The sequence below is a fragment of the Pseudomonas sp. GW821-FHT07G06 genome, assembly GCF_058986625.1.
Genome location: NZ_JBYSVW010000003.1, coordinates 467,652 through 491,652, shown reverse-complemented (window position 1 = coordinate 491,652; position 24,001 = coordinate 467,652). Strand labels below are relative to the sequence as shown.

Here is a 24,001-nt window from a genome sequence, read left to right as displayed (position 1 = left end):
CAGGTTGCGCGGCATCCAGGCGACAGGCGACCTGAACCAACTTCAAAGAGGGTGCATTCAATGTCCCAAGAATTCGACTACATCATCATCGGTGCCGGCTCGGCCGGTAACACCCTGGCGACCCGTCTGACCGAAGACGCCGGCGTCACCGTCCTGCTGCTCGAAGCCGGCGGCCCGGACTACCGTTTCGACTTCCGCACGCAAATGCCGGCCGCCCTGGCGTTCCCGCTGCAAGGCCGTCGCTACAACTGGGCCTACGAAACCGATCCTGAGCCACACATGGACGGTCGTCGCATGGAGTGCGGTCGCGGCAAGGGTCTGGGCGGTTCCTCGCTGATCAACGGCATGTGCTACATCCGCGGCAACGCCATGGACTACGACGGCTGGGCGAAACTGCCAGGCCTGGAAGACTGGTCGTACCTGGACTGCCTGCCCTATTTCCGCAAGGCGGAAACCCGTGACATCGGCCCCAACGACTACCACGGTGGCGAAGGCCCGGTCAGCGTGACCACGCCAAAAGCCGGCAACAACCCGCTGTTCCACGCCATGGTTGAAGCCGGCGTGCAGGCCGGTTACCCGCGCACCGAAGACTTGAACGGCTACCAGCAGGAAGGCTTCGGCCCGATGGACCGCACCGTGACACCGAAAGGTCGTCGTGCCTCCACCGCCCGTGGTTACCTGGACGTGGCCAAGAAGCGTTCGACCCTGACCATCGTCACCCACGCCCTGACCGACAAGATCCTGTTCGAAGGCAAGCGTGCGGTCGGCGTGCGTTACCTGGTCGGCGACGCTGAAGAGCGCGTTGAAGTCAAAGCACGCAAGGAAGTGCTGCTGTGCTCCGGCGCCATCGCTTCGCCGCAGATCCTGCAACGCTCCGGCGTCGGCCCGGCCGAACTGCTGAACAAGCTCGACATTCCGGTGGTCCACGACCTGCCGGGCGTCGGTGAAAACCTGCAGGACCACCTTGAGCTGTACTTGCAATACGCTTGCACCCAGCCAGTCTCGCTGTACCCGTCGCTGCTCTTGCACAACCAACCGGCCATCGGCGCCGAGTGGCTGTTCAACGGCACCGGCATCGGCGCCAGCAACCAGTTCGAAGCCGGCGGTTTCATCCGTACCCGTCCGGAATTCGAATGGCCGAACATCCAGTACCACTTCCTGCCGGTAGCGATTAACTACAACGGCAGCAACGGCGTGAAAGAGCACGGCTTCCAGGCGCACATGGGCTCCATGCGTTCGCCAAGCCGTGGGCGCATCCAGGCCAAGTCCAAGGACCCACGCCAGCACCCGAGCATCCTGTTCAACTACATGGCCACCGAGCAGGACTGGCAGGAATTCCGCGACGGCATCCGCCTGACCCGTGAAATCATGCAACAGCCGGCGCTGGACGCCTTCCGTGGTCGCGAGATCAGTCCGGGCATCGAGGTGCAAACCGACGAGCAACTGGACAAGTTCATCCGCGAACACGCCGAAACCGCCTTCCACCCGTCCTGCTCGTGCAAGATGGGCACCGACGACATGGCCGTGGTCGATGGCGAAGGTCGCGTGCATGGCATGCAAGGCCTGCGGGTGGTCGATGCCTCGATCATGCCGATCATCACCACCGGCAACCTGAACGCACCCACGATCATGATGGCCGAGAAAATCGCCGACAAGATCCGTGGTCGCAAGCCATTGCCGCGTAGCACAGCCACCTACTATGTGGCCGGTGAAGCGCCGGTGAAGGGCAAGCCGGTGCGGGAAGTGAGCCAGACGGCGTAAGGCGTTACATCGCGTCACGGCCATTCGCGAGCAGGCTCGCTCCCACAGGTTTCGGGTTGGATTGCAGATTTGTGATCCAACCGAGCCCCCCTGTGGGAGCGAGCTTGCTCGCGATGGGGCCATGTCAGTCCGCACACATCTTCCAATCCCCCCACAGATCCAAACTTGATCCTCCCCCCTCGCAGGCCTAATCTAGCGCCACGCAATCGTTTCACCCCTTCCCCTCGCAGCACCGCACCATCGCCACTCCATACCCAGGAGGTTCACGAATGTTCGACTTCTACCCCCAGCTCAAGCAGCGCTTCGCTGCCTTGCGCACGGGTGCTGAATTCTTTTCCCTGCGTTATGTGCGCGAATCCGGGCAGTACCTGTCAGTGCGCAAGATCGTCGCCGAACCGCCGAGCCTGAGCCGTGACGAAGGGGCGATGCTGACCGTGCGGGTCAATGGCGTCGAGGCCTATGCGGCGACCAACGATCTGTCGCAACAAGGCCTGCAGGCCGCCCTCGAGCGCGCCGAACTCCAGGCCCGTCGACTCAAGCCCCACGCCTTGCTGGACCTGCGTGAACAGGCTGTTTCCAGCGACCGTGCCGATTATTTTTCGCCGAACCTCGACCAGCCCTTCCCGTCCCTGAGCGACTGCTACCAACTGCTCGGCGCCGAGTCGGCCGCCGTGCCCAGGGACGAGCGCCTGGTGAACTGGCAGGTCAGCCTCGGCATCACTCACGTCGAGCAGATTTACCTCAACAGCGCCGGTGCCGAACTGCGCCAGGCCCAACGCTTTGTGTACCCTGGCCTGGATGTCACGGCCTACGACGGCAACGACAGCCAGACCCGCAGCCTGGGTCGCGAGAACTTCGGCCAGCAAGGCGCGGCGGACGTCATCAGCCGCTGCGGCCTGATCGGTGCCGGTGCCCAGGTGGCTGATCAGGCGCTGCAACTGCTGCTGGCGCCGAACACACCGCAAGGCAAGCGCGACCTGCTGCTGATGCCCGACCAGATGATGCTGCAAATCCACGAATCGATCGGCCATCCGCTGGAGCTGGACCGCATTCTGGGTGACGAACGCAATTACGCCGGCACCAGCTTCGTCAAAGCCGAGGATTTCGGCCGCCTGCAATACGGCTCCGGCCTGCTCAACGTGACCTTCGATCCGGACATCCCCGAAGAACTCGCCAGCTATGGCCATGACGACGACGGCACGCCCGCCAGCAAACAGTTCCTGATCCGCGAAGGCCTGTTGCTGCGCCCGCTGGGCGGTGCGTTGTCGCAATTCCGTGCCGGCATGGACGGCGTCGCCAACAGTCGCGCCTGCGGCTGGAACCGTCCGCCGATCGATCGCATGGCCAACCTCAACATCGAGCCGGGCGATCAGACCATCGAGCAACTGATCGGCGGTATCGAACACGGCGTGCTGATGTCGACCAACCGTTCCTGGTCGATCGACGATGCCCGCAATAAATTCCAGTTCGGCTGCGAATGGGGCCAACTGATAGAAAACGGCGAACTCAAGGGCGTGGTAAAGAATCCCAATTACAGGGGCATCTCCGCGCAGTTCTGGAAAAGCCTCAGCGCCGTCGGCGATGCCAGTACCTTCAAGGTCCTCGGCACACCGAATTGCGGCAAGGGCGAGCCGAACCAGGTGATCCGCGTCGGCCACGCGTCACCGGCCTGCGTGTTCAGTAACGTTGATGTATTCGGAGGAGACGCCTGATGCATCCGTCAATCAGCCAGTCCGCATCGTTCAAGGCGCTGGTCAACAGCCTGCGTGCAGCGCTTCACGAGCCCGAACAGTTCACCCTCAGCTACGCCGCCGAATCCTCGGCGTTCATACGTTTCAACCACGCCAAGGTGCGTCAGGCCGGTCAGGTGCAGCAGGCGAGCATCGGCCTGAAACTGATCAACGAAGGGCGCCATGCCGACCTGCAAATCACTTTGGCCGGCGATCCCCAGGTTGATCTGCAACGTTTGAACGAAGGTCTGCAACAGCTGCGCGACACCTTGCCGTTGTTGCCTGCGGACCCGTATCTGCTGCTCAACCACAATGGCTGGCAGAGCAACAACGTGCAGGCCCAACCGCTGCCGGACACCGAACAGGTGGTCGCGCAAATCACCCAGGCCGCCGAAGGCCTGGATCTTGTCGGTTTCTACGCTGCCGGACCGATCAGTCGTGGTTTTGCCAGTTCTTCGGGCGCCTTCGGCTGGCATCAGGCCAACAGTTTCAATTTCGATTTCAGCCTGTTCCACGAGAACGGCCAGGCAGTGAAGGCCAGCTATGCTGGGCAGGACTGGAACAGCGAAGGCTTTGCCAAACGCTTCGAGCAAGCCCGCGAGCAGCTTGAGTTTCTGGGACGGCCGCTGCGCACTTTGGCGCCCGGCCAGTACCGCGCTTACCTGGCACCGGCGGCGCTGGAAGAGATCATGGGCATGCTGTGCTGGGGTGGTTTCTCGGCACAGTCGATTGCCAGCAAAAGCAGCCCGCTGCAAAGGCTCTACGGTGGCGACAGCACGTTCAGCCCGTTGGTTTCGCTGGACGAAAAAGTCAGCGGCTCACTGAGCCCGGCGTTTTCCGATGAAGGTTATCCGCGCAGCGACCTGGGGTTGATCGTCAACGGCAAAGCCGGGGCACAACTGGTCAGTTCGCGCAGCGCCGCGGAATACGGTTTGACTGCCAACGGCGCCAGCGGCGGTGAATCCCCGAGCGCGCTGAACATGAAAGCTGGGGCATTGCCTGACGCGGACATCCTCAAGCAGTTGGGTACGGGGCTGTACATCAGCAACCTGTGGTACCTGAACTTTTCGGATCAACCGGCCGCACGCCTGACCGGCATGACCCGCTTTGCCACTTTCTGGGTCGAGAACGGCGAGATTCAAGCACCGGTCAACACCATGCGCTTTGATGACAGCGCCTTCAGCCTGCTCGGTTCGCGACTGGAAGCGTTGACCGCGGAGCGGGAGTTGTTGTTGTCGGCGAGTACGTACAGCCAGCGGGCGACGGCTTCGGCGTTGTTGCCGGGGGCGTTGGTCAGCCGGTTGACCTTGACCCTTTAAAAGCTTCGCGAGCAGGCTCGCTCCCACAGGATGTTCACCACCCATGTGGGAGCGAGCCTGCTCGCGAAGAAGTCACAACGGACTCCCTGATTCACTCTGACAAGAGGTCCCATGCCCAACCGCCCGCCTCTCGACGCTGTCACCGCCCGCTGGATACCCTGGGTCGTCGCCATTGCCTTCTTCATGCAGTCCCTCGACGGGACGATCCTCAACACCGCCCTGCCGGCCATGGCCCGCGACCTGGCCGAAGACCCATTGCGCATGCAGGGGGTGATCATCGCCTACATGCTCACGGTCGCCTTGCTGATCCCGGCTTCGGGCTGGATTGCCGACCGTTTTGGCACCAGGAAGATCTTCTTCAGCGCAATCCTGCTGTTCAGTCTCGGCTCGTTGCTCTGCGCATTGTCGAGCAGCCTGAGCCTGCTGATCGGCGCCCGGGTGATCCAGGGGCTGGGCGGGGCGTTGATGCTGCCGGTCGGGCGGCTGGTGGTGTTGCGCGCCTACCCGCGTTCGGAGCTGGTGCGGATCATGGGTTTCATCACCATTCCCGGGCTGCTCGGCCCGCTGATCGGCCCGACCATGGGCGGCTGGATGGTGCAGTACCTGACCTGGCACTGGATCTTCCTGATCAACCTGCCGGTGGGTCTGGTGGGATGCTACGCCGTGTGGAAATTCATCCCGGACCTGCGCGGCTCCGAGCGCACCCGTTTCGACAGCCTGGGCTTCGTGCTGTTCGGCGCAGCGATGATTCTGATCACCATCGCCATGGAAGGCCTGGGCGAACTGCACCTGCCGCACCTGCGGGTGATGTTGCTGCTGTTCGGTGGCATGGCGTGCCTGGCGGCGTACTGGTTGCGCGCGGGGCATATCGAGAACCCGTTGTTCGCGCCGTCGCTGTTCAAGACCCGGACCTTTGCCGTGGGCATTCTCGGAAACCTGTTCGCCCGTCTCGGCAGCGGCGCCCTGCCCTTTCTGGTGCCGTTGCTGCTGCAAGTGGCGCTGGGCTACTCGCCGTCCCAGGCCGGGATGAGCATGCTGCCGCTGGCCGCTGCGGCAATGATCGCCAAGTGGGTGGCACGGCCGCTGATCGAGCGTCTGGGTTACCGCATCGTGCTGACCGGCAACACCCTGGCACTGGGCATCATGTTGGCGAGCATGGGCCTGGTCAGCGAGCAGACGCCGTATTGGCTGCTGCTGTGCCTGCTGGCGATCCTTGGCGCGATCAACTCCCTGCAGTTCACCGCGATGAACACCGTGACCCTGATCGACCTCGACGACGCCAGCGCCAGCAGCGGCAACAGCCTGCTGTCGGTGGTCGCGCAATTGTCCCTGAGCCTGGGCGTTGCCTGTGCCGGTGCGTTGCTCGGCGGCTTCACGGCGGAGATCGGAAACGACGGCGTGGAGACGGTGCTGGGCGCATTCCAGCTGACGTTTGTGACTGTCGGGATCATGGCGATGCTGGCCGCGACAATCTTCTCGCAACTGTCAAAGAATGACGGACGGCGTGTCAAGCGTCCGGAAGAACACATAGAGCCTTAGTTTCCGAACGAGAAGTGCCTGCGCTCGACCATGCTGCGTTGAAAACAGCCTCGAAATGCTCATTGGCTAAAGCCAACTCCGCTTTCTCGCCTGTTTTCGCCTTGCCTGGTCATCGCTCGGCTACTTCTCGTCCGGAAACTACGGGCGAATGGCCATCGGACTGGTACACTGCGCGACATTTTGTTTTGCAGGCCAGTCCCGTGACCACCATCGCCACCGAATTTAATACTTTGCCGCTGTCTGCCGCCATGCTGGCTAACCTCGAATCCCTCGGTTATGCCCAGATGACGCCGATCCAGGCGCAAAGCTTGCCGGTGATCCTCAAAGGGATGGACCTGATCGCCCAGGCCAAGACCGGCAGCGGCAAGACTGCGGCCTTCGGCATCGGCCTGCTGAACCCGATCAATCCGCGTTACTTCGGTTGCCAGGCACTGATCCTGTGCCCGACCCGCGAGCTGGCCGACCAGGTCGCCAAGGAAATCCGTCGCCTGGCCCGTGCCGAAGACAACATCAAGGTCCTGACCCTGTGTGGCGGCGTGTCCCTCGGCCCGCAGATCGCTTCGCTGGAACACGGCGCTCACATCATCGTCGGCACTCCGGGACGCATCCAGCAGCACCTGCGCAAGGGCTCGCTGGTCCTTCACGGCCTCAACACCCTGATCCTCGACGAAGCCGACCGCATGCTCGACATGGGTTTCTACGACTCCATCGAAGAAATCATCATGCAGGCCCCGGAGCGTCGCCAGACCCTGCTGTTCTCCGCGACCTACCCGGTGGGCATCAAGCAGCTGGCCTCGAAGTTCATGCGCAACCCGCAGCAAGTGAAGGCCGAAGCGTTCCACGACGACACGCAGATCGAGCAACGCTTCTACGAGATCTCCCCGGATGACCGCATGAGTGCGGTGACCAAGGTGCTTGGCCACTTCCGCCCGGCGTCCTGCGTAGCCTTCTGCTTCACCAAGCAGCAGGTTCAGGAAACCGTCGATCACCTGACCGCCAAAGGCATCTCCGCCGTTGGCCTGCACGGTGATCTGGAACAGCGTGACCGCGACCAGGTGCTGGCGATGTTCGCCAACCGCAGTACTTCGGTACTGGTCGCCACCGACGTCGCTGCCCGGGGTCTGGACATCGATTCCCTGGACATGGTGATCAACGTCGAGCTGGCCCGTGATTCGGAAATCCACATCCACCGCGTCGGCCGTACCGGCCGCGCCGGTGAGAAAGGCCTGGCGATCAGCCTGGTGGCGCCGTCCGAAGCGCAGCGTGCACAAGCCATCGAGCAATTGCAGAAAACACCGCTGACCTGGGATCAGGTGGACAACCTCACCTCCAAGGGCGGTGGCCCGCTGTTGCCGCAGATGAGCACCCTGTGCATCGCTGGCGGCCGCAAGGACAAGGTCCGTCCGGGCGACATTCTTGGCGCACTGACCGGCGACGCCGGCATCCCTGGTGCCCAGGTCGGCAAGATCGCGATTTTCGACTTCCAGGCCTATGTGGCCGTGGAGCGTGGCGTCGCCAAGCAGGCCTTGCAGCGTTTGAACGACGGCAAGATCAAGGGCCGTTCGTTGCGCGTACGCATCCTGTAAAAAACACCGCCTACCCTGTAGGAGCTGCCGCAGGCTGCGATCTTTTGATCTTGTTTTTGAAAAACAAAGTCAAAAGATCGCAGCCTTCGGCAGCTCCTACAGGTTTCTTTTGAGGACACCGTTTTGCGCTCTACCGAAGTCGTGATCATTGGCGCTGGCGCCGCAGGGTTGATGTGTGCACTGACCGCCGCCGGGCGCGGGCGCAAGGTGCTGTTGCTCGACCATGCCAACAAGGCCGGCAAGAAAATCCTGATGTCCGGCGGCGGTCGCTGCAATTTCACCAACATGTACACGGAACCAGGCAATTTTCTCTCGCAGAACGCCCATTTCTGCAAGTCCGCCCTGGCCCGCTACACCCAGTGGGATTTCATCGGCATGGTGGCCAAGCACGGCGTGCCGTACCACGAGAAAAAACTCGGCCAGCTGTTCTGCGATAACAAATCCAGCGACATCCTCGAAATGCTGCTGAACGAGTGCGACCAGGTCGGTGTCAACCTGCACCTGGACACCTCGATCCAGACCATCGAGAAGCTTGAGAAGGGCTATTTGCTGGACACGACCCTCGACCAGATCACCTGCGAATCCCTGGTGATCGCCACCGGCGGCCTGTCGATTCCGACGCTGGGCGCCACCGGCTTCGGTTACCAGGTGGCCAGGCAATTCGGCCACGAGCTGCTGCCGACCCGCGCCGGCCTGGTGCCATTCACCATCACCGACCAGCTCAAGGTGCTGTGCACCGAGTTGTCCGGTACCTCGGTGGATTGCCTGGTGAGCTGCAACGACCAGAGCTTCCGCGAGAACATCCTGTTTACCCACCGCGGCCTCAGCGGCCCGGCGATTTTGCAGATTTCGTCGTTCTGGGAGTCCGGCGATACCGTCGAGATCAACCTGATGCCGGATCACGACGTGCCGGGCTGGCTGCAACAGCAACAGGCCGAACGCCCGAACAGCGAGCTGAAAACCCTGCTCGGTGAAATCTTCACCAAGAAGATGGCCAACCTGCTGGCGGACAACTGGTTCGTCTCCAAACCGATGAAGCAGTACACCCACGCGGAACTGGCTGACATCGCCGAGAAACTGGCGAGCTGGAAAGTCGTGCCGGCGGGCACCGAAGGTTATCGCACCGCCGAGGTGACCCTGGGCGGCGTCAACACCAATGAAGTGTCGTCCAAGACCATGGAATCGCTGAAAAGCCCGGGCCTGTACTTCATCGGCGAAGTGCTGGATGTCACCGGGCATCTGGGCGGATTCAACTTCCAGTGGGCCTGGGCTTCGGGCTACGCGGCGGCGCAGTACGTCTGATTCAGAAACCTACACAACCCCCCTGTGGGAGCGAGCTTGCTCGCGATGGCGGCCTATCAGTCAACATCTCTGTTGAATGTTATGGCCTCATCGCGAGCAAGCTCGCTCCCACAGGTTTCTAGGCCAGCCACAAAACTTGTGATCAACTCAGATCACCAATGCTCAAAGGAACAGATTTTGCTGCCTGATGTGATCGGCGCCATTGCGTCGGCGTCATTAGTGGCTCAATTTAGCGTCATTGCCTCGGAAGGCCTTCGCACTTCATGTCATCGACTTCGTTCCGCCAGTCTCTGCGGCGCCTTTGGGCGCTGGATAAATTCAGCTACAGCGTACGGGTATTCATTGCCCTGACCGGTACCATGGCGCTGTGTTGGTATCAGGACGAAATGGGTCTGCTGATCCCGTTGTTCCTGGGGATTATCGCCAGTGCCCTGGCCGAGACCGACGACAGCTGGCAGGGTCGTCTCAACGCGCTGGCGGTGACGCTGGTATGTTTCGCTGTCGCAGCCCTGTCCGTCGAACTGCTCTTTCCCTACCCCTCGCTGTTTATCATCGCTTTCGCCCTGGCCGCGTTCTGCCTGACCATGCTCGGTGCCCTCGGCGAGCGCTATGGCGCGATTGCTTCGGCAACCTTGATCCTGTCGGTCTACACCATGATCGGCGTAGACCAGCGTGGCGGCGCGGTGACCGACGTCTGGCACGAGCCGGTGCTGCTGGTGGCCGGTGCCGCCTGGTATGGCCTGCTGTCGGTGTTGTGGCAGGCACTGTTCTCCAATCAGCCGGTGCAGCAGAGCCTGGCGCGGCTGTTCCGCGAACTGGGCTTTTACCTGAAGCTGAAATCCTCTCTGTTCGAGCCGATCCGGCAGATGGACGTGGAAGCTCGGCGCCTGGAACTGGCCCAGCAGAACGGTCGGGTAGTGGCGGCACTGAATGCCGCCAAGGAAATCATCCTGCACCGGGTCGGCAACGGGCGCCCGGGATCGAAGGTCAGCCGCTACCTGAAACTGTACTTCCTCGCCCAGGACATCCACGAACGCGCCAGCTCTTCACACTATCCGTACAACGCACTCGCAGAAGCGTTTTTCCACAGTGACGTCATGTTCCGCTGCCAACGCCTGTTGCGTCAGCAAGGCAAAGCCTGCCGTGCCCTGGCCGAATCGATCCAGATGCGTCAACCGTTCACCTATGACGCCAGTTTCACCGAGGCTCTCAGCGATCTGGATGCCTCTCTCGAACACCTGCGCATCCAGAGCAACCCGGCCTGGCGCGGCCTGCTGCGTTCGCTGCGGGCACTGGCGGCCAACCTCGGCACCCTCGACCGCTTGCTCAGCGATGCCAGTAACCCCGATGCCCTGGCCGACGCCACCGACAGCAGCTTGCTCGACCGTTCGCCACGCAACCTCAAGGACGTGTGGGTTCGACTGCGCACGCAACTGACGCCGACCTCGTTGCTGTTCCGTCACGCCCTGCGATTGCCCCTGGCCCTGAGCATCGGCTACGCCATGGTGCATTTGATTCACCCGTCCCAGGGCTACTGGATCATCCTCACGACGCTGTTCGTCTGCCAACCGAACTACGGCGCCACCCGCCGTAAACTCGGTCAACGGATCATTGGCACCGCCATCGGCCTGACGTTGGCCTGGGCGCTGTTCGACCTGTTCCCTAATCCGCTGATCCAGTCGTGCTTCGCCATTGCTGCCGGGGTGGTGTTCTTTACCAACCGCACCACCCGCTACACCCTGGCGACGGCGGCAATCACCTTGATGGTGCTGTTCTGCTTCAACCAGGTGGGTGACGGTTACGGACTGTTCCTGCCACGGCTGTTCGATACCTTGCTCGGCAGCCTGATCGCCGGGCTGGCGGTGTTCCTCTTCCTGCCGGACTGGCAGGGCCGGCGCCTGAACAAAGTGCTGGCCAACACCCTGGCCTGCAACAGCATTTACCTGCGCCAGATCATGCAGCAGTACGCGGCGGGCAAAAGCGACGACCTGGCCTACCGCCTGGCCCGCCGCAACGCGCACAACGCCGACGCGGCGCTGTCGACCACGCTGGCCAATATGCTGATGGAGCCGGGGCATTTCCGAAAGGAAGCGGACGTGGGCTTCCGCTTCCTGGTGCTGTCGCACACGCTGCTCAGTTACCTGTCGGGCCTGGGTGCGCACCGGGAAACCCAACTGCCGGCAGAGGTGCGTGAACAGTTGATCGAGGGGGCCGGGGTGAAACTGGCTGCCAGCATCGACGAGATCGCCCAGGGGCTGGCGAGCAAGGCTTCGATTGCGATTCAGAGCGATGAAGAGGAAGCACTGGCCAATGAGCTGGAACAGATGCCGGATGAAATCGATGAAGGCCAGCGGCTGGTGCAGACGCAGTTGGCATTGATCTGCCGGCAGCTCGGGCCGTTGCGGACACTGGCGGCGCATCTGATCAAGGACACCGGTGAGGATTAAGATCTGTGGTGTCCAGGCGGGCCTCATCGCGAGCAGGCTCGCTCCCACAGGGATTTTCGCTGCGCCAAAGATCAACTTGCAGCTCGGAGCTTGCGGCTTGCGGCTTGCGGCTTGAAGCTGCACCTCTACATCCCATGCTGCTTCATCAACTTCTCATAACTCCCGTCCGCCTTCATCGCCGCGATCTCCCGGTCGAATCCGGCAACGATCTGCTCATGCTGCGGGTTCTTCAGGCTGACCAGAATATGCAGGCTGTTCTCGCTCAAAGCCTTGGGCAGGAATTCCACGGCGTTTCGTACCTTGGGTGACTCGCGGGCCAGGTAATAGCGGGCGACGTACTCATCTTCCAGCGTCAGTTTGACCCGGTCGGCAGCGACCATACGCACGGCCATGGCGAAGCTGTGCACAGGGACTTTCTGCAACGATTCATCCTTGTCGAACCCGGGCGAATAGGCGTAACCGCGCACGATGGCAATCGGATAAGTGTGCAATTGCTGCAGGTTATTGAATTCGATGGGTGCGTCTTTACGCTTGAGAAAACGTACGCGGTTGAGCAGGTATTCGCCGGAAAACTGGCCGACTCTTGTACGCTCCTCGGTGTACCAGGCGTTGACCAGCACGTCGTAGCGGCCCTCGCCCAACCCCATCAAGGCCCGCGCCCAGGGCACTTGTTCAAACTCACTGGCATAGCCGGCCCTGGCGAGTGCGGTACTGACAATGTCCGTGGCCAGACCACCGTTGACGAGCGTGGCATCGGTAAAGGGTGGCCAGGCATCAGCGACCAACCGCAGTTTTTCTGCCGCCGCTCCCTGAACCAGCAACAGCAATCCAATCAAAGCAAAAGCTCGATGCAATCGCGGCATGCTAGAAAATCCTTAGCGGGCGGTTGCCCGACGTGTTTTCAGCCAAAACCCCAAGGCCCCTGATCCGGCAATACCCGGGTACTCAACATTAGCTCATCGAAGCCATAGCACAGCGCTTCGATCCAGATTACACAAAGAAGACATCCACGCGAGAAATGAATGATGGCATTTTGGCCTTTGTCACAGATTCTTCCGCCATAAAGACTTCTGGCGTGAGTGCGCTTAGTATCGGAACGACGTTTTCAGGGAATCAAAACATGACAGTCGATTGGATCTGCAAACATCACAGTGACCTGGGCAAGGAGCAGCTGTACGCCATTTTGCAGCTGCGCGCAGAAGTGTTCGTCGTCGAGCAGAAATGCGTTTACCAGGATATCGATGGCCAGGACCTGGATGGCGATACCTGCCACGTAATGGCCTGGGACGGTAACCGGCTGGTGGCCTACCTGCGGTTACTTGACCCGCAATCGCAGGGTGGCGACGTGGTGATCGGGCGAGTGATCATTGCCCCGCAGGCACGCGGCGTGGGCCTGGGGCATGAACTGATGGACCAGGCGTTGAAACAGATCGAGAAGTACTGGCCCGGCCTGCCGGTCTACCTGTCGGCCCAGGCGCATTTGCAGGGGTATTACGGGCGCTATGGGTTTGTCGTGGCGGGTGAGGAATATGTGGAAGATGGCATTCCACACATTGGCATGCGTCGTCAGTAAGGGCCTCTTCGTCGGAACGCCGCCCGGAGCAAGCCCGCTCCCACACTGGAATGCGGTCCCCTGTGGGAGCGGGCTTGCCCGCGAAGGCGTCGGCTCAGACACTGCAGACTTCAGGGATACTCCAGCACCGCCTTGATCTGCCGCAGATTACGCTCGATCCACCCCCGATCAATCGCCCCCCACTCGCGAATCCGATAGCGCCCCGCATGGTTGCGCGCGCCCTCTTCCTGCTCGAATTCACAGACGATATCCAGATCCGCCAACGCCGCGATGGTGTCCTGCGCCGTGCGCCGGGGCATGCCGGTCACTTCGGTGAGCGCCGGGACGCTGCTGGCCAGTCCGCTGTCGATCAGGTACGCCACATACAACCGGCGATAGAAGCTGCTCTTGGTCTTGCTCACGTCCATCCATTGCTCTCCTTAAAAGATCGCAGCCTGCGGCAGCTCCTACTCCAATTCCTGTAGGAGCTGTCGCAGGCTACGATCTTTTGATCTTGATCTTCTATTGCATATCCCGCCACGTCAGGTACACCCGCACATCGAACTCCACCTGGTGATACCCCGGCAGCATGTGCTCGCACAGTTTGTAGAAAGCCTTGTTGTGGTCCGATTCCTTGAAGTGCGCCAGTTCATGCACCACGATCATTTTCAGGAACTCGCCAGGCGCTTCCTTGAACAGCGAAGCGATGCGGATTTCCTTCTTGGCCTTGAGCTTGCCGCCTTGCACCCGGGAGATCGTGGTGTGCAGGCCAAGGGCACGGTGAGTGAGGTCCAGACGGTTGTCGAACAGCACCTTGTCGATGGCCGGAGCATTGCGCAGGTATTCCTGCTTGAGGTCCAGGGCATAGGTGTACAGCGCCTTGTCGCTCTGCACACCGTGCTTTTGCGGGTAACGCTGGCTCAGGTAATCGCCCAGCCGACCGTCGGCGATCAGCTGGCGCACCTGATCCTGCAAGGTGGCGGGATAGGCCTGGAGATATTTCAACACGGTCATCGGGGCGGCAATACAGGTCACTGAAAGGTCGCCAGTGTAGCGAATTCAGCAGGGCAGCGCGCTCCAGTCAAACGGCTGGACAAAGGCGCCGGCGTCCTCGGCCATCATCGGCCGGGCCACCAGAAAGCCTTGCACATATTCGCAGCCGTTGGCCCGCAGCCATTCATACTGCGCGACGGTTTCCACCCCTTCGGCAATCACCAGCACCCCGAACTGTTTGCACAGGTCGATCACGCTGCGCACCAGCGCCGCATCCCGTACCGAGTCCGGCAACCGGGCTATCAAATGGCGGTCGAGCTTGAGGGTGTCCAACTCCAGGTCGCGCAGGTGCGACAGGGAACACGGGCCGACCCCGAAGTCATCCAATGCCACTCGTACGCCCAGATTGCGCAACAGGCGCAACTGTTTGCGGGTTTCCTCGGGGTGATGCGTCAAGGCCTCTTCCGTGATCTCGACCTCCAGATGACGCGGCTGCAAGCCATGGCGCTCCAGCACCTGGCGCAGTTCGGTGGCCAGATTGGGCATGCCGAACTGCGTACTGCTCAAGCTGACGCCGAGCACCAGATCCTCGGTGAACAGGGTTTCCCAGGCTTTGCGCTGCCCGGCGCTGCGGTGGTAGATCCAGCTGCCCAGACGACTGATCAGCCGCGCCTCTTCCAGCAATGGCAAAAACAGCCCTGGCGGCACGTCGCCAACGCTCGGATGCTGCCAGCGCAGCAAGGCCTCGAAGCCTCGAATCCGACCGTCCGCAATCGCAACCTGAGGCTGGTACACCAGGTTGAAATCCCGGTTCTCGATGGCCGTGCGCACACTGTCTTCCAGCATCAACCGCGAGCGCGCCCGGCCGTTCATTTCGTGATCGTAGAAGCGATATTGCTGACGCCCGGCACGCTTGGCTTCGTACATGGCGATGTCGGCCGCCCGCAGCATCCCGTCGAGATTGGCACCACAATCGGGGAATGTAGCAATGCCGATGCTGGCACCCAGGGCGATATCGAGGCCGTCGACCTGCTGACAGATCGACACGCGCTCGATGAGCTTCTCGGCAATCTTCGCCGCTTGCTCGGGGAACTCCAGATCCAGCAGCGCGGTGAATTCATCGCCGCCCATCCGCGCCAGAATGTCGAAGGGCCGCAAGCACGCCTTCAACTGTTCGGAGACCCAGCGCAACACCCGATCGCCGGCATCGTGGCCGAGCGAATCATTGACGCGCTTGAAGCCGTCGAGGTCCAGATACATCAAGACCCAGGAACTGTCGGGACGCTCACCGCGCAACAGCAGGTTCTCTACGGTCTGGTAGAAACCGCGGCGGTTGAGCAATCCGGTCAGCGGATCGGTGACTGCCTGAAACTCCAGCTGCTGATGCAGATGGCGCACCACCGACATGTCCAGCACGGTCACTACCATTGCATGTTGCTCGGCAGGCAAAGGCGCACAGGACAAGGCTACCGGTACCTGCTGGCCGCGCGTCGTACGCAGCAGAGCATCGTGCAGGCGCAAGGTTTCGCCCCGTTTGTAGCCCGTGAAAAACTCGGAATCGGCCCAGACCGGCACATGTGGCTTTTGCAGATAGTCCAGAAACTCCTTGCCTTGCAGTTCCTGCACCGGGGCATTGAGCAGCCGCGACATCGCCGGATTGGCAAAACGAATCAGACCGTCCTCACCCAACACCAGAATGCCTTCGGCGGCGTTATCCAGCACAGACGCATTAAAGGCCCGGGCGGATTCCAGATCATGACTCAAGCGCTGCAAGGCCCGTCGGTTGCGCTGGTGTTCGAGCAACGCCTGGACCTTGGGCGTGAAGATCTGCGGGTCGAACGGCTTGAACAGGTAATCCACCGCACCGCTGGCATAGCCCTTGATGACGGCGTCCTGAGACTGTTCATTGGCGGTCAGGAAAATGATCGGCGTGAGGCGGGTCCGTTGGCTACCGCGCATCAGGCGCGCCACTTCATAACCGTCCATGCCCGGCATCTGCACGTCCAGCAGCACCAGGTCGATATCGTGTTCAAGCAACAAGCCGAGGGCCTCGAATCCCGAGGTGGCAGTAATGACCCGCCAGCCCTGGCGCTGTAACAACGCGCGCATGCTGATCAGGTTTTCAGGGTAATCGTCTACGACTAAAAGGGTTGAGCCGCCTTCTACTGGCGTGGGTTGCGCGCATTCCATGCTGCTTCTCTAATTGCGGGGCGTCAGGCCGGTTTCTCGTGAAAACCGGACAAATACTGTGCCATCACTCTAGACCCGGTTCTGCAAAAGCAGAAGGTATCAGTGAGCCATCATTTAATCATTGTGTCTTTTTACCGACTAACGGTCGAATGTTCAGTCCAATGAAAATCGGAAAAGATGGCATTTCGACAGGATGTTGACGTCAACCACCCGTCAGGCGGGCATTAACAAAATCCCTCGCTACGCTTATAAAGGCCGCCCAAAAGGTGCGGTCTAGAGCTTCTGGCACGCCCGTGCAGCATGAACCCAGTGGAAGAACCGACATGATCGATCTCGCAACCTGGAACCTCAGCGTTCCCGTTGGCAGCCCGCCGTACACCGTCGAAACCGCCAAACTGGTGGATGGCTTCAAGGATCAATACTTCCATTCCGACACCGGCACGTTGTTTTTCTGGTCGCCCGTGACCGGCTCCCGTACTGAAAACGCGATTTATCCGCGCACCGAGCTGCGTGAGACCTACAGCAACGGCACGTTGCGCAACTGGTATTACCCGGATGCCGACAATTTGTTGTATGCCACGCTGGCAGTGAACCAGGTGCCGAGCTCCGGGAAAGTCGTCATCGGCCAGATCCATGCCTATCAAAGCCAGAAACCTCTGGTGAAGGTCGAATACCAATACAAAACCAGCACAGGCACGGGCAATATCGTCGCCAAGGTCCGGATGCATCCGGGTGACGCTACAGGCCGGGTGATCATCGTTGCGACGGGGGTGAAACTCGACCAGGAGTTCAACTACCTCATTCACCTCAGCCCCGGTGGCGCCTTGGGCATCAGCGCGGCAGGTTATCAGTGGGATACGCAAATCAGTGCCACCTGGCGCGACAAGCCGCTGTACTTCAAGGCCGGGGTCTATGTGCAGGACAACACCGGGTACACCAGCGAAGGCGGGAAAGTGACCTTCAGCAAGCTGGATATCGATCACAATCAATGATGTCGGGCACCGTTGACCCTGTGGGAGCGGGCTTGCTCGCGAAGGCGTAATGTCAGGCGACATTAATGTTGAATGACACAACGCTTTCGCGAGCAAGCCCGCTCCCACACTGACCGCGTCGACCATGGATCATCGCCCACAAAAAACCCGCCTCGCGGCGGGTTCTTCGTTTGTGCAGCTTAACGCCCGGTCTTAGTTGACCTTGGCGTTCAACTCACCTTTCAGATAACGCTGATACATGCCTTCCAGGGAGATCGGCTTGATCTTCGAAGCGTTGCCCGCAGTACCGAAAGCTTCGTAGCGAGCGATGCACACGTCGCGCATGGCGGTGACGGTGGCGCCGAAGAATTTGCGTGGGTCGAACTCGCTCGGGTTGGTGGCCATCAGGCGACGCATGGCGCCAGTGGATGCCAGGCGCAGGTCGGTGTCGATGTTGACCTTGCGCACGCCGTGTTTGATGCCTTCGACGATTTCTTCAACCGGTACGCCGTAGGTTTCCTTGATGTCGCCGCCGTACTGGTTGATGATCGCCAGCCACTCTTGCGGAACCGAAGACGAACCGTGCATCACCAGGTGAGTGTTCGGAATGCGCTTGTGGATTTCCTTGATGCGGTCGATCGCCAGCACGTCGCCGGTAGGCGGCTTGGTGAACTTGTAGGCGCCGTGGCTGGTGCCGATGGCAATGGCCAGGGCATCAACCTGAGTGCGTTTTACGAAGTCAGCGGCTTCTTCCGGGTCGGTCAGCATCTGGCTGTGATCCAGAACGCCTTCGGCGCCGATGCCGTCTTCTTCACCGGCCATGCCGGTTTCCAGCGAACCCAGGCAACCCAGCTCGCCTTCTACCGAAACGCCGCAGGCGTGAGCCATGGCCACGGTCTGTTGGGTGACGCGCACGTTGTAGTCGTAGTCGGTCGGGGTCTTGCCGTCTTCGCCCAGGGAACCGTCCATCATCACCGAGCTGAAGCCCAACTGAATGGAACGCTGGCAGACGTCAGGGCTGGTGCCGTGGTCCTGGTGCATGCACACCGGGATGTGCGGGAATTCTTCGATTGCCGCCAGGATCAGGTGACGCAGGAACGGTGCACCGGCGTATTTGCGAGCACCGGCCGAAGCCTGGACGATCACCGGGGAGTCAGTCTTGTCAGCGGCTTCCATGATGGCGCGCATCTGCTCAAGGTTGTTGACGTTGAAGGCTGGAACGCCGTAGCCGAACTCGGCTGCGTGGTCCAGCATCTGGCGCATGCTGATAAGTGCCATTGTGTGTGTCTCTCCCGGTTGAGGGTCGTTAATCGTGCCAGCCTGCCGTAGCGGCGGCGGCTATTCAAGTTATTGCAGATCGGGGGTGAGCCCGGGCTGCGAATTCGGTGTTGCGAAAATCTCAAGAACTTCCCCGGAACCCTGTGGGAGCGAGCCTGCTCGCGATGGTGGCCCAGACAGCGCGGGCATTCAGGTGCCCAGCGTTATCGTTAACGACCATCGCGAGCAGGCTCGCTCCTACAGGTACGGCGTAGTCCGTTTATTGCGCTTTACAACCGCGCCCAATCAAATCATTGGTGGCGACCCAGTAAACCAGGCCTTCCTCACCTTTTATGTGAAACGCCAGCATGTCATTGCTGTACAGCGAACCCGATGCACCCGGTTCCTGCTTCAAGCGGTAGACCTGATCGGCACCGCCCAGGCGCACGTCGACTTCCCTAAGGCTGTCGTCGGTGTAGCGCCACAGCACTTTGGCCTGGCTGTCGCAGGTCCAGGTGGTCCAGTTATCCACAGGTGCGGACGACTGGAACGGGTTCAACTGATTCATCTGAGCACAACCGGCCAACAGCGCCAGCGCCGTAACGGCGATAAAACCTTTCATCCGTGTCCCTCGCCTGGCGGCACACGCTGCCAGCCCTGAGTAATGAGTCAGACCCGTCAAGGGCAGCCATGTTCCTTGGCGGGGGTCCGGGTCTCGTATTTGTCCAGGCCTTCCGGCCCGGACCGCTTGTTGAGCACCGGGTTGGTTTCGGCCTGCCAGTCAGCCTGGTAGCAGCCCTTGTCCGACTCGGACGGCGCCGGTTCCGCAGTGGCCTTCGGGTTACTCCCGCACGCCACCAGCGAACCTGCGACGATCAACAACGCTAACGTCTTGACCATGTCAACACTCCCTTGCCTGGTCAAACGGGCGACCCTCAGGCCTTGGCCCGGCTTTCCAGGACTTCAACGGCTGGCAGCACCTTGCCTTCGACGAACTCGAGGAACGCGCCGCCACCGGTAGAAATGTAGGAGATCTGCTCGGCCACGCCATATTTGTCGATGGCTGCCAGGGTGTCGCCACCGCCGGCAATGGAGAACGCCGCGCTGTCTGCGATGGCCTGGGCCAGCACTTTGGTGCCATTGCCGAACTGGTCGAATTCAAACACACCGACCGGACCATTCCACAGGATGGTCTTGGACGATTTCAGCAGTTCGGCGAAGTTCGCGGCGGTCTGCGGGCCGATGTCCAGGATCATGTCGTCGGCAGCGACGTCAGCGATCAGTTTGACGGTTGCAGCGGCGCTTTCCGCGAATTCCTTGGCAACCACCACGTCCACTGGCAGCGGCACGCTGACTTTGGCGGCGATGGCCCGAGCGGTGTCGAGCAGGTCCGGCTCGTACAACGACTTGCCGACCGGGTGACCGGCAGCGGCCAGGAAGGTGTTGGCAATGCCGCCGCCGACGATCAGCTGATCGCAGATCTGGCTCAGGCTGTTCAGTACGTCGAGCTTGGTCGACACCTTGGAGCCGGCGACGATGGCCGCCATCGGCTGGGCCGGGGCGCCCAGGGCCTTGCCCAGTGCGTCCAGCTCAGCAGCCAGCAGCGGGCCGGCAGCGGCGACTTTGGCGAACTTGGCCACGCCGTGGGTCGAACCCTCGGCACGGTGAGCGGTGCCGAAGGCGTCCATCACGAACACGTCGCACAGGGCGGCGTATTGCTTGGCCAGTTCGTCGGCGTTCTTTTTCTCGCCTTTGTTGAAGCGCACGTTTTCGAACAGCACGATGTCGCCGGCCTTGACGTCAACACCACCCAGGTAATCGGCCACCAGCGGCACTTCACGGCCCAGGGCACGGCTCAGGTAGTCGGCAACCGGCTTGAGGCTGTTCTCGGCCGAGAACTCGCCTTCGGTCGGACGGCCAAGGTGCGAGCAGACCATCACGGCCGCGCCTTTTTCCAGGGCCAGCTTGATGGTCGGCAGCGAGGCCAGGATACGCGCATCGCTGCTGACAACACCGTCCTTGACTGGGACGTTGAGGTCTTCGCGGATCAATACGCGCTTACCTTGCAGATCGAGGTCGGACATCTTCAACACGGTCATGGGTCGCACTTCCTACGGTTTTTTTGAAGTTGCTGTTTGCAGATAGTGTTCTGCAACGTCCAGCATTCGGTTGGCAAAACCCCATTCGTTGTCGAACCAGGCCAGGATGTTCACCAGCCGTGGGCCGGAAACGCGGGTCTGACTGGCATCGACGATCGCCGAATGTGGGTCATGGTTGAAATCACAGCTTGCGTGGGGTAACTCGGTGTAAGCCAGCAGGCCTTTGAGCGGGCCGCTGGTGGCGGCTTCGCGCAGGATCCGGTTGACCTCGGTGGCGTCGGTCGCGGTGGCGGTCTGCATCGTGATATCGAGGCAGGACACGTTGACCGTCGGCACCCGCACGGCTTTGGCCTGAATTCGTCCGGCAAGTTCCGGCAACAGGCGTTCGATACCACGCGCCAGACCGGTGGACACCGGAATCACCGACTGGAACGCCGAACGGGTGCGGCGCAGGTCTTCGTGGTGATAGGCATCGATGACCGGCTGATCGTTCATCGCCGAGTGGATGGTGGTGATCGACACGTAATCCAGGCCAATGGCCTGATTCAGCAGGCGCAACAGCGGCACGCCGCAGTTGGTGGTGCAGGACGCGTTGGACACGAGCAGCTCATCGCCGGTCAGGCAATCCTGGTTCACGCCGTAGACGATGGTGGCGTCGACATCGGTCTCGCTGGCCATCGGCTGGGAAAACAGCACGCGCGGGGCGCCGGCGTCGAGGAAACGTTGGCCGTCTTCGCGAGTGTGGTAAGCGCCGGAGCACTCCAGCACCAGATCGATGCCCAGGGATGCCCAATCGATGCCTTCGGGGGTGGCACTGCGCAGGACCTTCACGCAGTCGCCATTAATATGCAGACAATCGCCGTCGACCTTCACTTCGCCGGGGAACCGGCCATGGGTGGAGTCGAAGCGTGTCAGGTATTCGATGCTGGCCATGTCCGCCAGATCGTTGATCGCGACAATTTCAAACCCGGCCTTGTCGCCTCGCTCGAACAACGCACGCAAGACGCAACGACCAATCCGGCCGTAGCCGTTGAGTGCAACTTTGTAGGGACGCGGTTGAGGCATGGGGTTCTCGATAGACGCAGTCAGACGAATTTTCGCTAACAACACACCCTCTGTAGGAGCTGCCGCAGGCTGCGGCAGCTCCTACAGGGGATCGCGGTGGCCTGGGCCACCGCGGCGTGTTTTAGTCTTCCAGCAGCTCTTCAGCCTGACCCAGGATGTTTTCCAGGGTGAAACCGAACTCTTCGAACAAGGCCGACGCAGGCGCCGACTCGCCGTAGGTGGTCATGCCGATCACGCGGCCTTCCAGGCCCACGTACTTGTACCAGTAGTCCGCGTGAGAGGCCTCGATGGCGATACGGGCGCTGACCTGCAACGGCAGGACCGATTGCTTGTAGCCGGCGTCCTGGGCATCGAACACGCTGGTGCACGGCATGGAAACCACGCGAACCTTGCGGCCCTGCTCGGTCAGTTTGTCGAAGGCTTGAACAGCCAGGCCGACTTCCGAACCGGTAGCGATCAGGATCAGCTCAGGCTCGCCCGCGCAGTCCTTCAACACGTAACCGCCACGCGCGATCTCTTCGATCTGAATCGCATTGCGGGTTTGGTGCTGCAGGTTCTGACGGGAGAAGATCAGGGCCGAAGGACCGTCCTTGCGCTCCAGTGCGTACTTCCAGCTCACTGCCGATTCAACGGCATCCGCCGGACGCCAGGTATCGAGGTTCGGCGTGCAGCGCAGGCTGGCCAGTTGCTCGATTGGCTGGTGAGTCGGGCCGTCTTCGCCCAGACCGATGGAGTCGTGGGTGTAGACATGGATCACGCGCTGCTTCATCAGGGCCGACATGCGCACTGCGTTGCGGGCGTATTCCATGAACATCAGGAAGGTCGCGCCGTAAGGCACCAGGCCGCCGTGCAGGGCAACGCCGTTCATGATCGCGGTCATGCCGAACTCGCGCACGCCGTAGTACATGTAGTTGCCGCTGGCATCTTCGGCGGTAACGCCCTTGCAACCTTTCCACAGGGTCAGGTTGGAACCGGCCAGGTCAGCCGAACCGCCGAGGAACTCGGGCAGCAGCGGGCCAAATGCGTTCAGGGCATTCTGGCTGGCTTTGCGGCTGGCGATGGTTTCGCCCTTGGCAGCCACTTCGGCGATGTAGGCCGCGGCTTTTTCGCTGAAGTCGGCTGGCAGGTCACCACTCAGGCGACGCACCAGTTCGTTGGCTTCAGTCGGGAAGGCGGCGGAGTAGGCAGCGAAACGCTGGTCCCACTCGGCTTCGACAGCCTTGCCTGCTTCCTTGGCGTCCCACTCCGCGTAGATATCGGCCGGGATTTCGAACGGGCCGTGGTTCCACTTCAGCGCCGCACGGGTCAGGGCGATTTCCGCGTCACCCAGCGGGGCGCCGTGGCAGTCTTCCTTGCCTTGCTTGTTCGGCGAACCGAAGCCGATGGTGGTCTTGCAGCAGATCAGGGTTGGCTGCGCGCTTTTGCGTGCCGTGTCGATCGCGGTCTTGATCTCTTCCGGATCGTGACCGTCAACGTTGCGGATCACTTGCCAGTTGTAGGATTCGAAACGCTTCGGCGTGTCGTCGGTGAACCAGCCTTCGACTTCGCCATCGATGGAGATGCCGTTGTCGTCGTAGAAGGCGATCAGCTTGCCCAGGCCCAGGGTACCGGCCAGGGAAGCGACTTCGTGGGAAATGCCTTCCATCATGCAGCCATCACCCAGGAACACATAGGTGTGGTGGTCGACGATGTTGTGGCCAGGACGGTTGAACTGCGCCGCCATGACTTTTTCAGCCAGGGCAAAACCCACGGCGTTGGCCAGGCCCTGGCCCAGTGGACCGGTGGTGGTTTCTACGCCCGGGGTGTAGCCGAGTTCCGGGTGGCCCGGGGTGCGGCTGTGCAGTTGACGGAACTGCTTGAGGTCATCGATCGACAGGTCGTAGCCGGTCAGGTGTAGCAACGAGTAGATCAGCATCGAGCCGTGGCCGTTGGACAGCACGAAGCGGTCACGGTCGGCGAACGATGGATTGCTCGGGTTGTGCTTGAGGTAGTCGCGCCAAAGTACCTCGGCGATATCCGCCATACCCATTGGGGCACCGGGATGGCCGCTGTTGGCTTTTTGCACGGCATCCATGCTGAGGGCACGAATGGCGTTGGCACGCTCACGACGGCTAGGCATCGCTGTTCTCCTGGGGGACTTGAATAAAACGAAACGGAAAAAAGGCGAGCATTTTCCCTCACCGGGCCGCC

General features: G+C 61.2%; 19 protein-coding genes. 9 read left to right on the top strand and 10 right to left on the bottom strand.

Annotation, left to right across the window (positions count from 1 at the left end):
- Positions 1 to 60: 60 nt before the first annotated feature.
- The 7 genes from betA to yccS all read left to right on the top strand — a co-directional run bounded on the left by betA (position 61) and on the right by yccS (position 11,684).
- Entirely contained in the window at positions 61 to 1,761 is a 1,701-nt protein-coding gene (gene betA, locus AC3WJW_RS08910; RefSeq protein WP_493725765.1) for a choline dehydrogenase, read from the top strand.
- 269 nt (positions 1,762 to 2,030) lie between these two features.
- Positions 2,031 to 3,473 carry a TldD/PmbA family protein gene (locus AC3WJW_RS08905; protein WP_493725764.1) on the top strand — a complete coding sequence of 481 codons (1,443 nt, stop codon included), beginning with the start codon at positions 2,031 to 2,033 and terminating at the stop codon, positions 3,471 to 3,473.
- Positions 3,473 to 4,810: a TldD/PmbA family protein gene (locus tag AC3WJW_RS08900; protein WP_493725763.1), complete on the top strand. Its 1,338-nt coding sequence runs from the start codon at positions 3,473 to 3,475 to the stop codon at positions 4,808 to 4,810. Before AC3WJW_RS08905 ends, AC3WJW_RS08900 begins: the two co-directional genes overlap by 1 nt.
- 111 nt (positions 4,811 to 4,921) lie before the next feature.
- Positions 4,922 to 6,349 (top strand): multidrug transporter subunit MdtD, encoded by a 1,428-nt coding sequence (mdtD, locus tag AC3WJW_RS08895; RefSeq protein WP_007975478.1) that lies wholly within the window; start codon positions 4,922 to 4,924, stop codon positions 6,347 to 6,349.
- A 248-nt stretch (positions 6,350 to 6,597) separates the two neighbouring features.
- Positions 6,598 to 7,935: an ATP-dependent RNA helicase DbpA gene (dbpA, locus tag AC3WJW_RS08890; protein WP_238540823.1), complete on the top strand. Its 1,338-nt coding sequence runs from the start codon at positions 6,598 to 6,600 to the stop codon at positions 7,933 to 7,935.
- Between the two features lie 123 nt (positions 7,936 to 8,058).
- Complete coding sequence (locus AC3WJW_RS08885; RefSeq protein WP_493725762.1) at positions 8,059 to 9,237, top strand: BaiN/RdsA family NAD(P)/FAD-dependent oxidoreductase; 1,179 nt, start codon at positions 8,059 to 8,061, stop codon at positions 9,235 to 9,237.
- A gap of 263 nt (positions 9,238 to 9,500) precedes the next feature.
- Positions 9,501 to 11,684 carry a YccS family putative transporter gene (gene yccS, locus AC3WJW_RS08880; RefSeq protein WP_493725761.1) on the top strand — a complete coding sequence of 728 codons (2,184 nt, stop codon included), beginning with the start codon at positions 9,501 to 9,503 and terminating at the stop codon, positions 11,682 to 11,684.
- A 125-nt stretch (positions 11,685 to 11,809) separates the two neighbouring features.
- Here yccS and AC3WJW_RS08875 read toward each other — a convergent pair whose 3' ends face one another.
- On the bottom strand, positions 11,810 to 12,547 hold the full coding sequence (locus AC3WJW_RS08875; protein ID WP_493725760.1) for a substrate-binding periplasmic protein: 738 nt from the start codon (positions 12,545 to 12,547) through the stop codon (positions 11,810 to 11,812).
- A gap of 257 nt (positions 12,548 to 12,804) precedes the next feature.
- On the opposite strand from AC3WJW_RS08875, the gene AC3WJW_RS08870 reads away from it, so the two are divergent.
- Positions 12,805 to 13,257: a GNAT family N-acetyltransferase gene (locus AC3WJW_RS08870; protein ID WP_493725759.1), complete on the top strand. Its 453-nt coding sequence runs from the start codon at positions 12,805 to 12,807 to the stop codon at positions 13,255 to 13,257.
- 110 nt (positions 13,258 to 13,367) lie between these two features.
- Here the strand turns inward: AC3WJW_RS08870 and AC3WJW_RS08865 are convergent, their stop codons facing one another.
- The 3 genes from AC3WJW_RS08865 to AC3WJW_RS08855 all read right to left on the bottom strand — a co-directional run bounded on the left by AC3WJW_RS08865 (position 13,368) and on the right by AC3WJW_RS08855 (position 16,419).
- Positions 13,368 to 13,664, bottom strand: coding sequence for a winged helix-turn-helix domain-containing protein (locus AC3WJW_RS08865; protein WP_007894945.1), 297 nt, complete (start codon positions 13,662 to 13,664; stop codon positions 13,368 to 13,370).
- A gap of 94 nt (positions 13,665 to 13,758) precedes the next feature.
- Complete coding sequence (locus tag AC3WJW_RS08860) at positions 13,759 to 14,250, bottom strand: YgjP-like metallopeptidase domain-containing protein (protein WP_493725758.1); 492 nt, start codon at positions 14,248 to 14,250, stop codon at positions 13,759 to 13,761.
- A gap of 45 nt (positions 14,251 to 14,295) precedes the next feature.
- Positions 14,296 to 16,419: a putative bifunctional diguanylate cyclase/phosphodiesterase gene (locus AC3WJW_RS08855; RefSeq protein WP_493725757.1), complete on the bottom strand. Its 2,124-nt coding sequence runs from the start codon at positions 16,417 to 16,419 to the stop codon at positions 14,296 to 14,298.
- Positions 16,420 to 16,742: 323 nt separating this feature from the next.
- On the opposite strand from AC3WJW_RS08855, the gene AC3WJW_RS08850 reads away from it, so the two are divergent.
- A complete protein-coding gene (locus tag AC3WJW_RS08850; protein ID WP_493725756.1) occupies positions 16,743 to 17,411 on the top strand; it encodes a polysaccharide lyase family 7 protein in 669 nt (222 codons plus the stop codon).
- A gap of 192 nt (positions 17,412 to 17,603) precedes the next feature.
- Here AC3WJW_RS08850 and fba read toward each other — a convergent pair whose 3' ends face one another.
- From fba to tkt, 6 genes are all read right to left on the bottom strand, one after another.
- Positions 17,604 to 18,668 carry a class II fructose-bisphosphate aldolase gene (gene fba, locus AC3WJW_RS08845; protein WP_007975467.1) on the bottom strand — a complete coding sequence of 355 codons (1,065 nt, stop codon included), beginning with the start codon at positions 18,666 to 18,668 and terminating at the stop codon, positions 17,604 to 17,606.
- A gap of 259 nt (positions 18,669 to 18,927) precedes the next feature.
- On the bottom strand, positions 18,928 to 19,269 hold the full coding sequence (locus AC3WJW_RS08840) for an MliC family protein (protein ID WP_102699236.1): 342 nt from the start codon (positions 19,267 to 19,269) through the stop codon (positions 18,928 to 18,930).
- A gap of 56 nt (positions 19,270 to 19,325) precedes the next feature.
- The gene (locus AC3WJW_RS08835; protein ID WP_007975465.1) at positions 19,326 to 19,547 is read right to left on the bottom strand and encodes a hypothetical protein; all 222 of its coding nucleotides are present in this window, start codon (positions 19,545 to 19,547) and stop codon (positions 19,326 to 19,328) included.
- 35 nt (positions 19,548 to 19,582) lie between these two features.
- Positions 19,583 to 20,746, bottom strand: a complete 1,164-nt coding sequence (locus AC3WJW_RS08830; protein ID WP_493725755.1) for a phosphoglycerate kinase — start codon at positions 20,744 to 20,746, stop codon at positions 19,583 to 19,585.
- Positions 20,747 to 20,758: 12 nt separating this feature from the next.
- Positions 20,759 to 21,811 carry an erythrose-4-phosphate dehydrogenase gene (gene epd / locus AC3WJW_RS08825; RefSeq protein ID WP_007975463.1) on the bottom strand — a complete coding sequence of 351 codons (1,053 nt, stop codon included), beginning with the start codon at positions 21,809 to 21,811 and terminating at the stop codon, positions 20,759 to 20,761.
- A gap of 121 nt (positions 21,812 to 21,932) precedes the next feature.
- A complete protein-coding gene (gene tkt / locus AC3WJW_RS08820) occupies positions 21,933 to 23,930 on the bottom strand; it encodes a transketolase (RefSeq protein WP_493725754.1) in 1,998 nt (665 codons plus the stop codon).
- Positions 23,931 to 24,001: the final 71 nt, after the last annotated feature.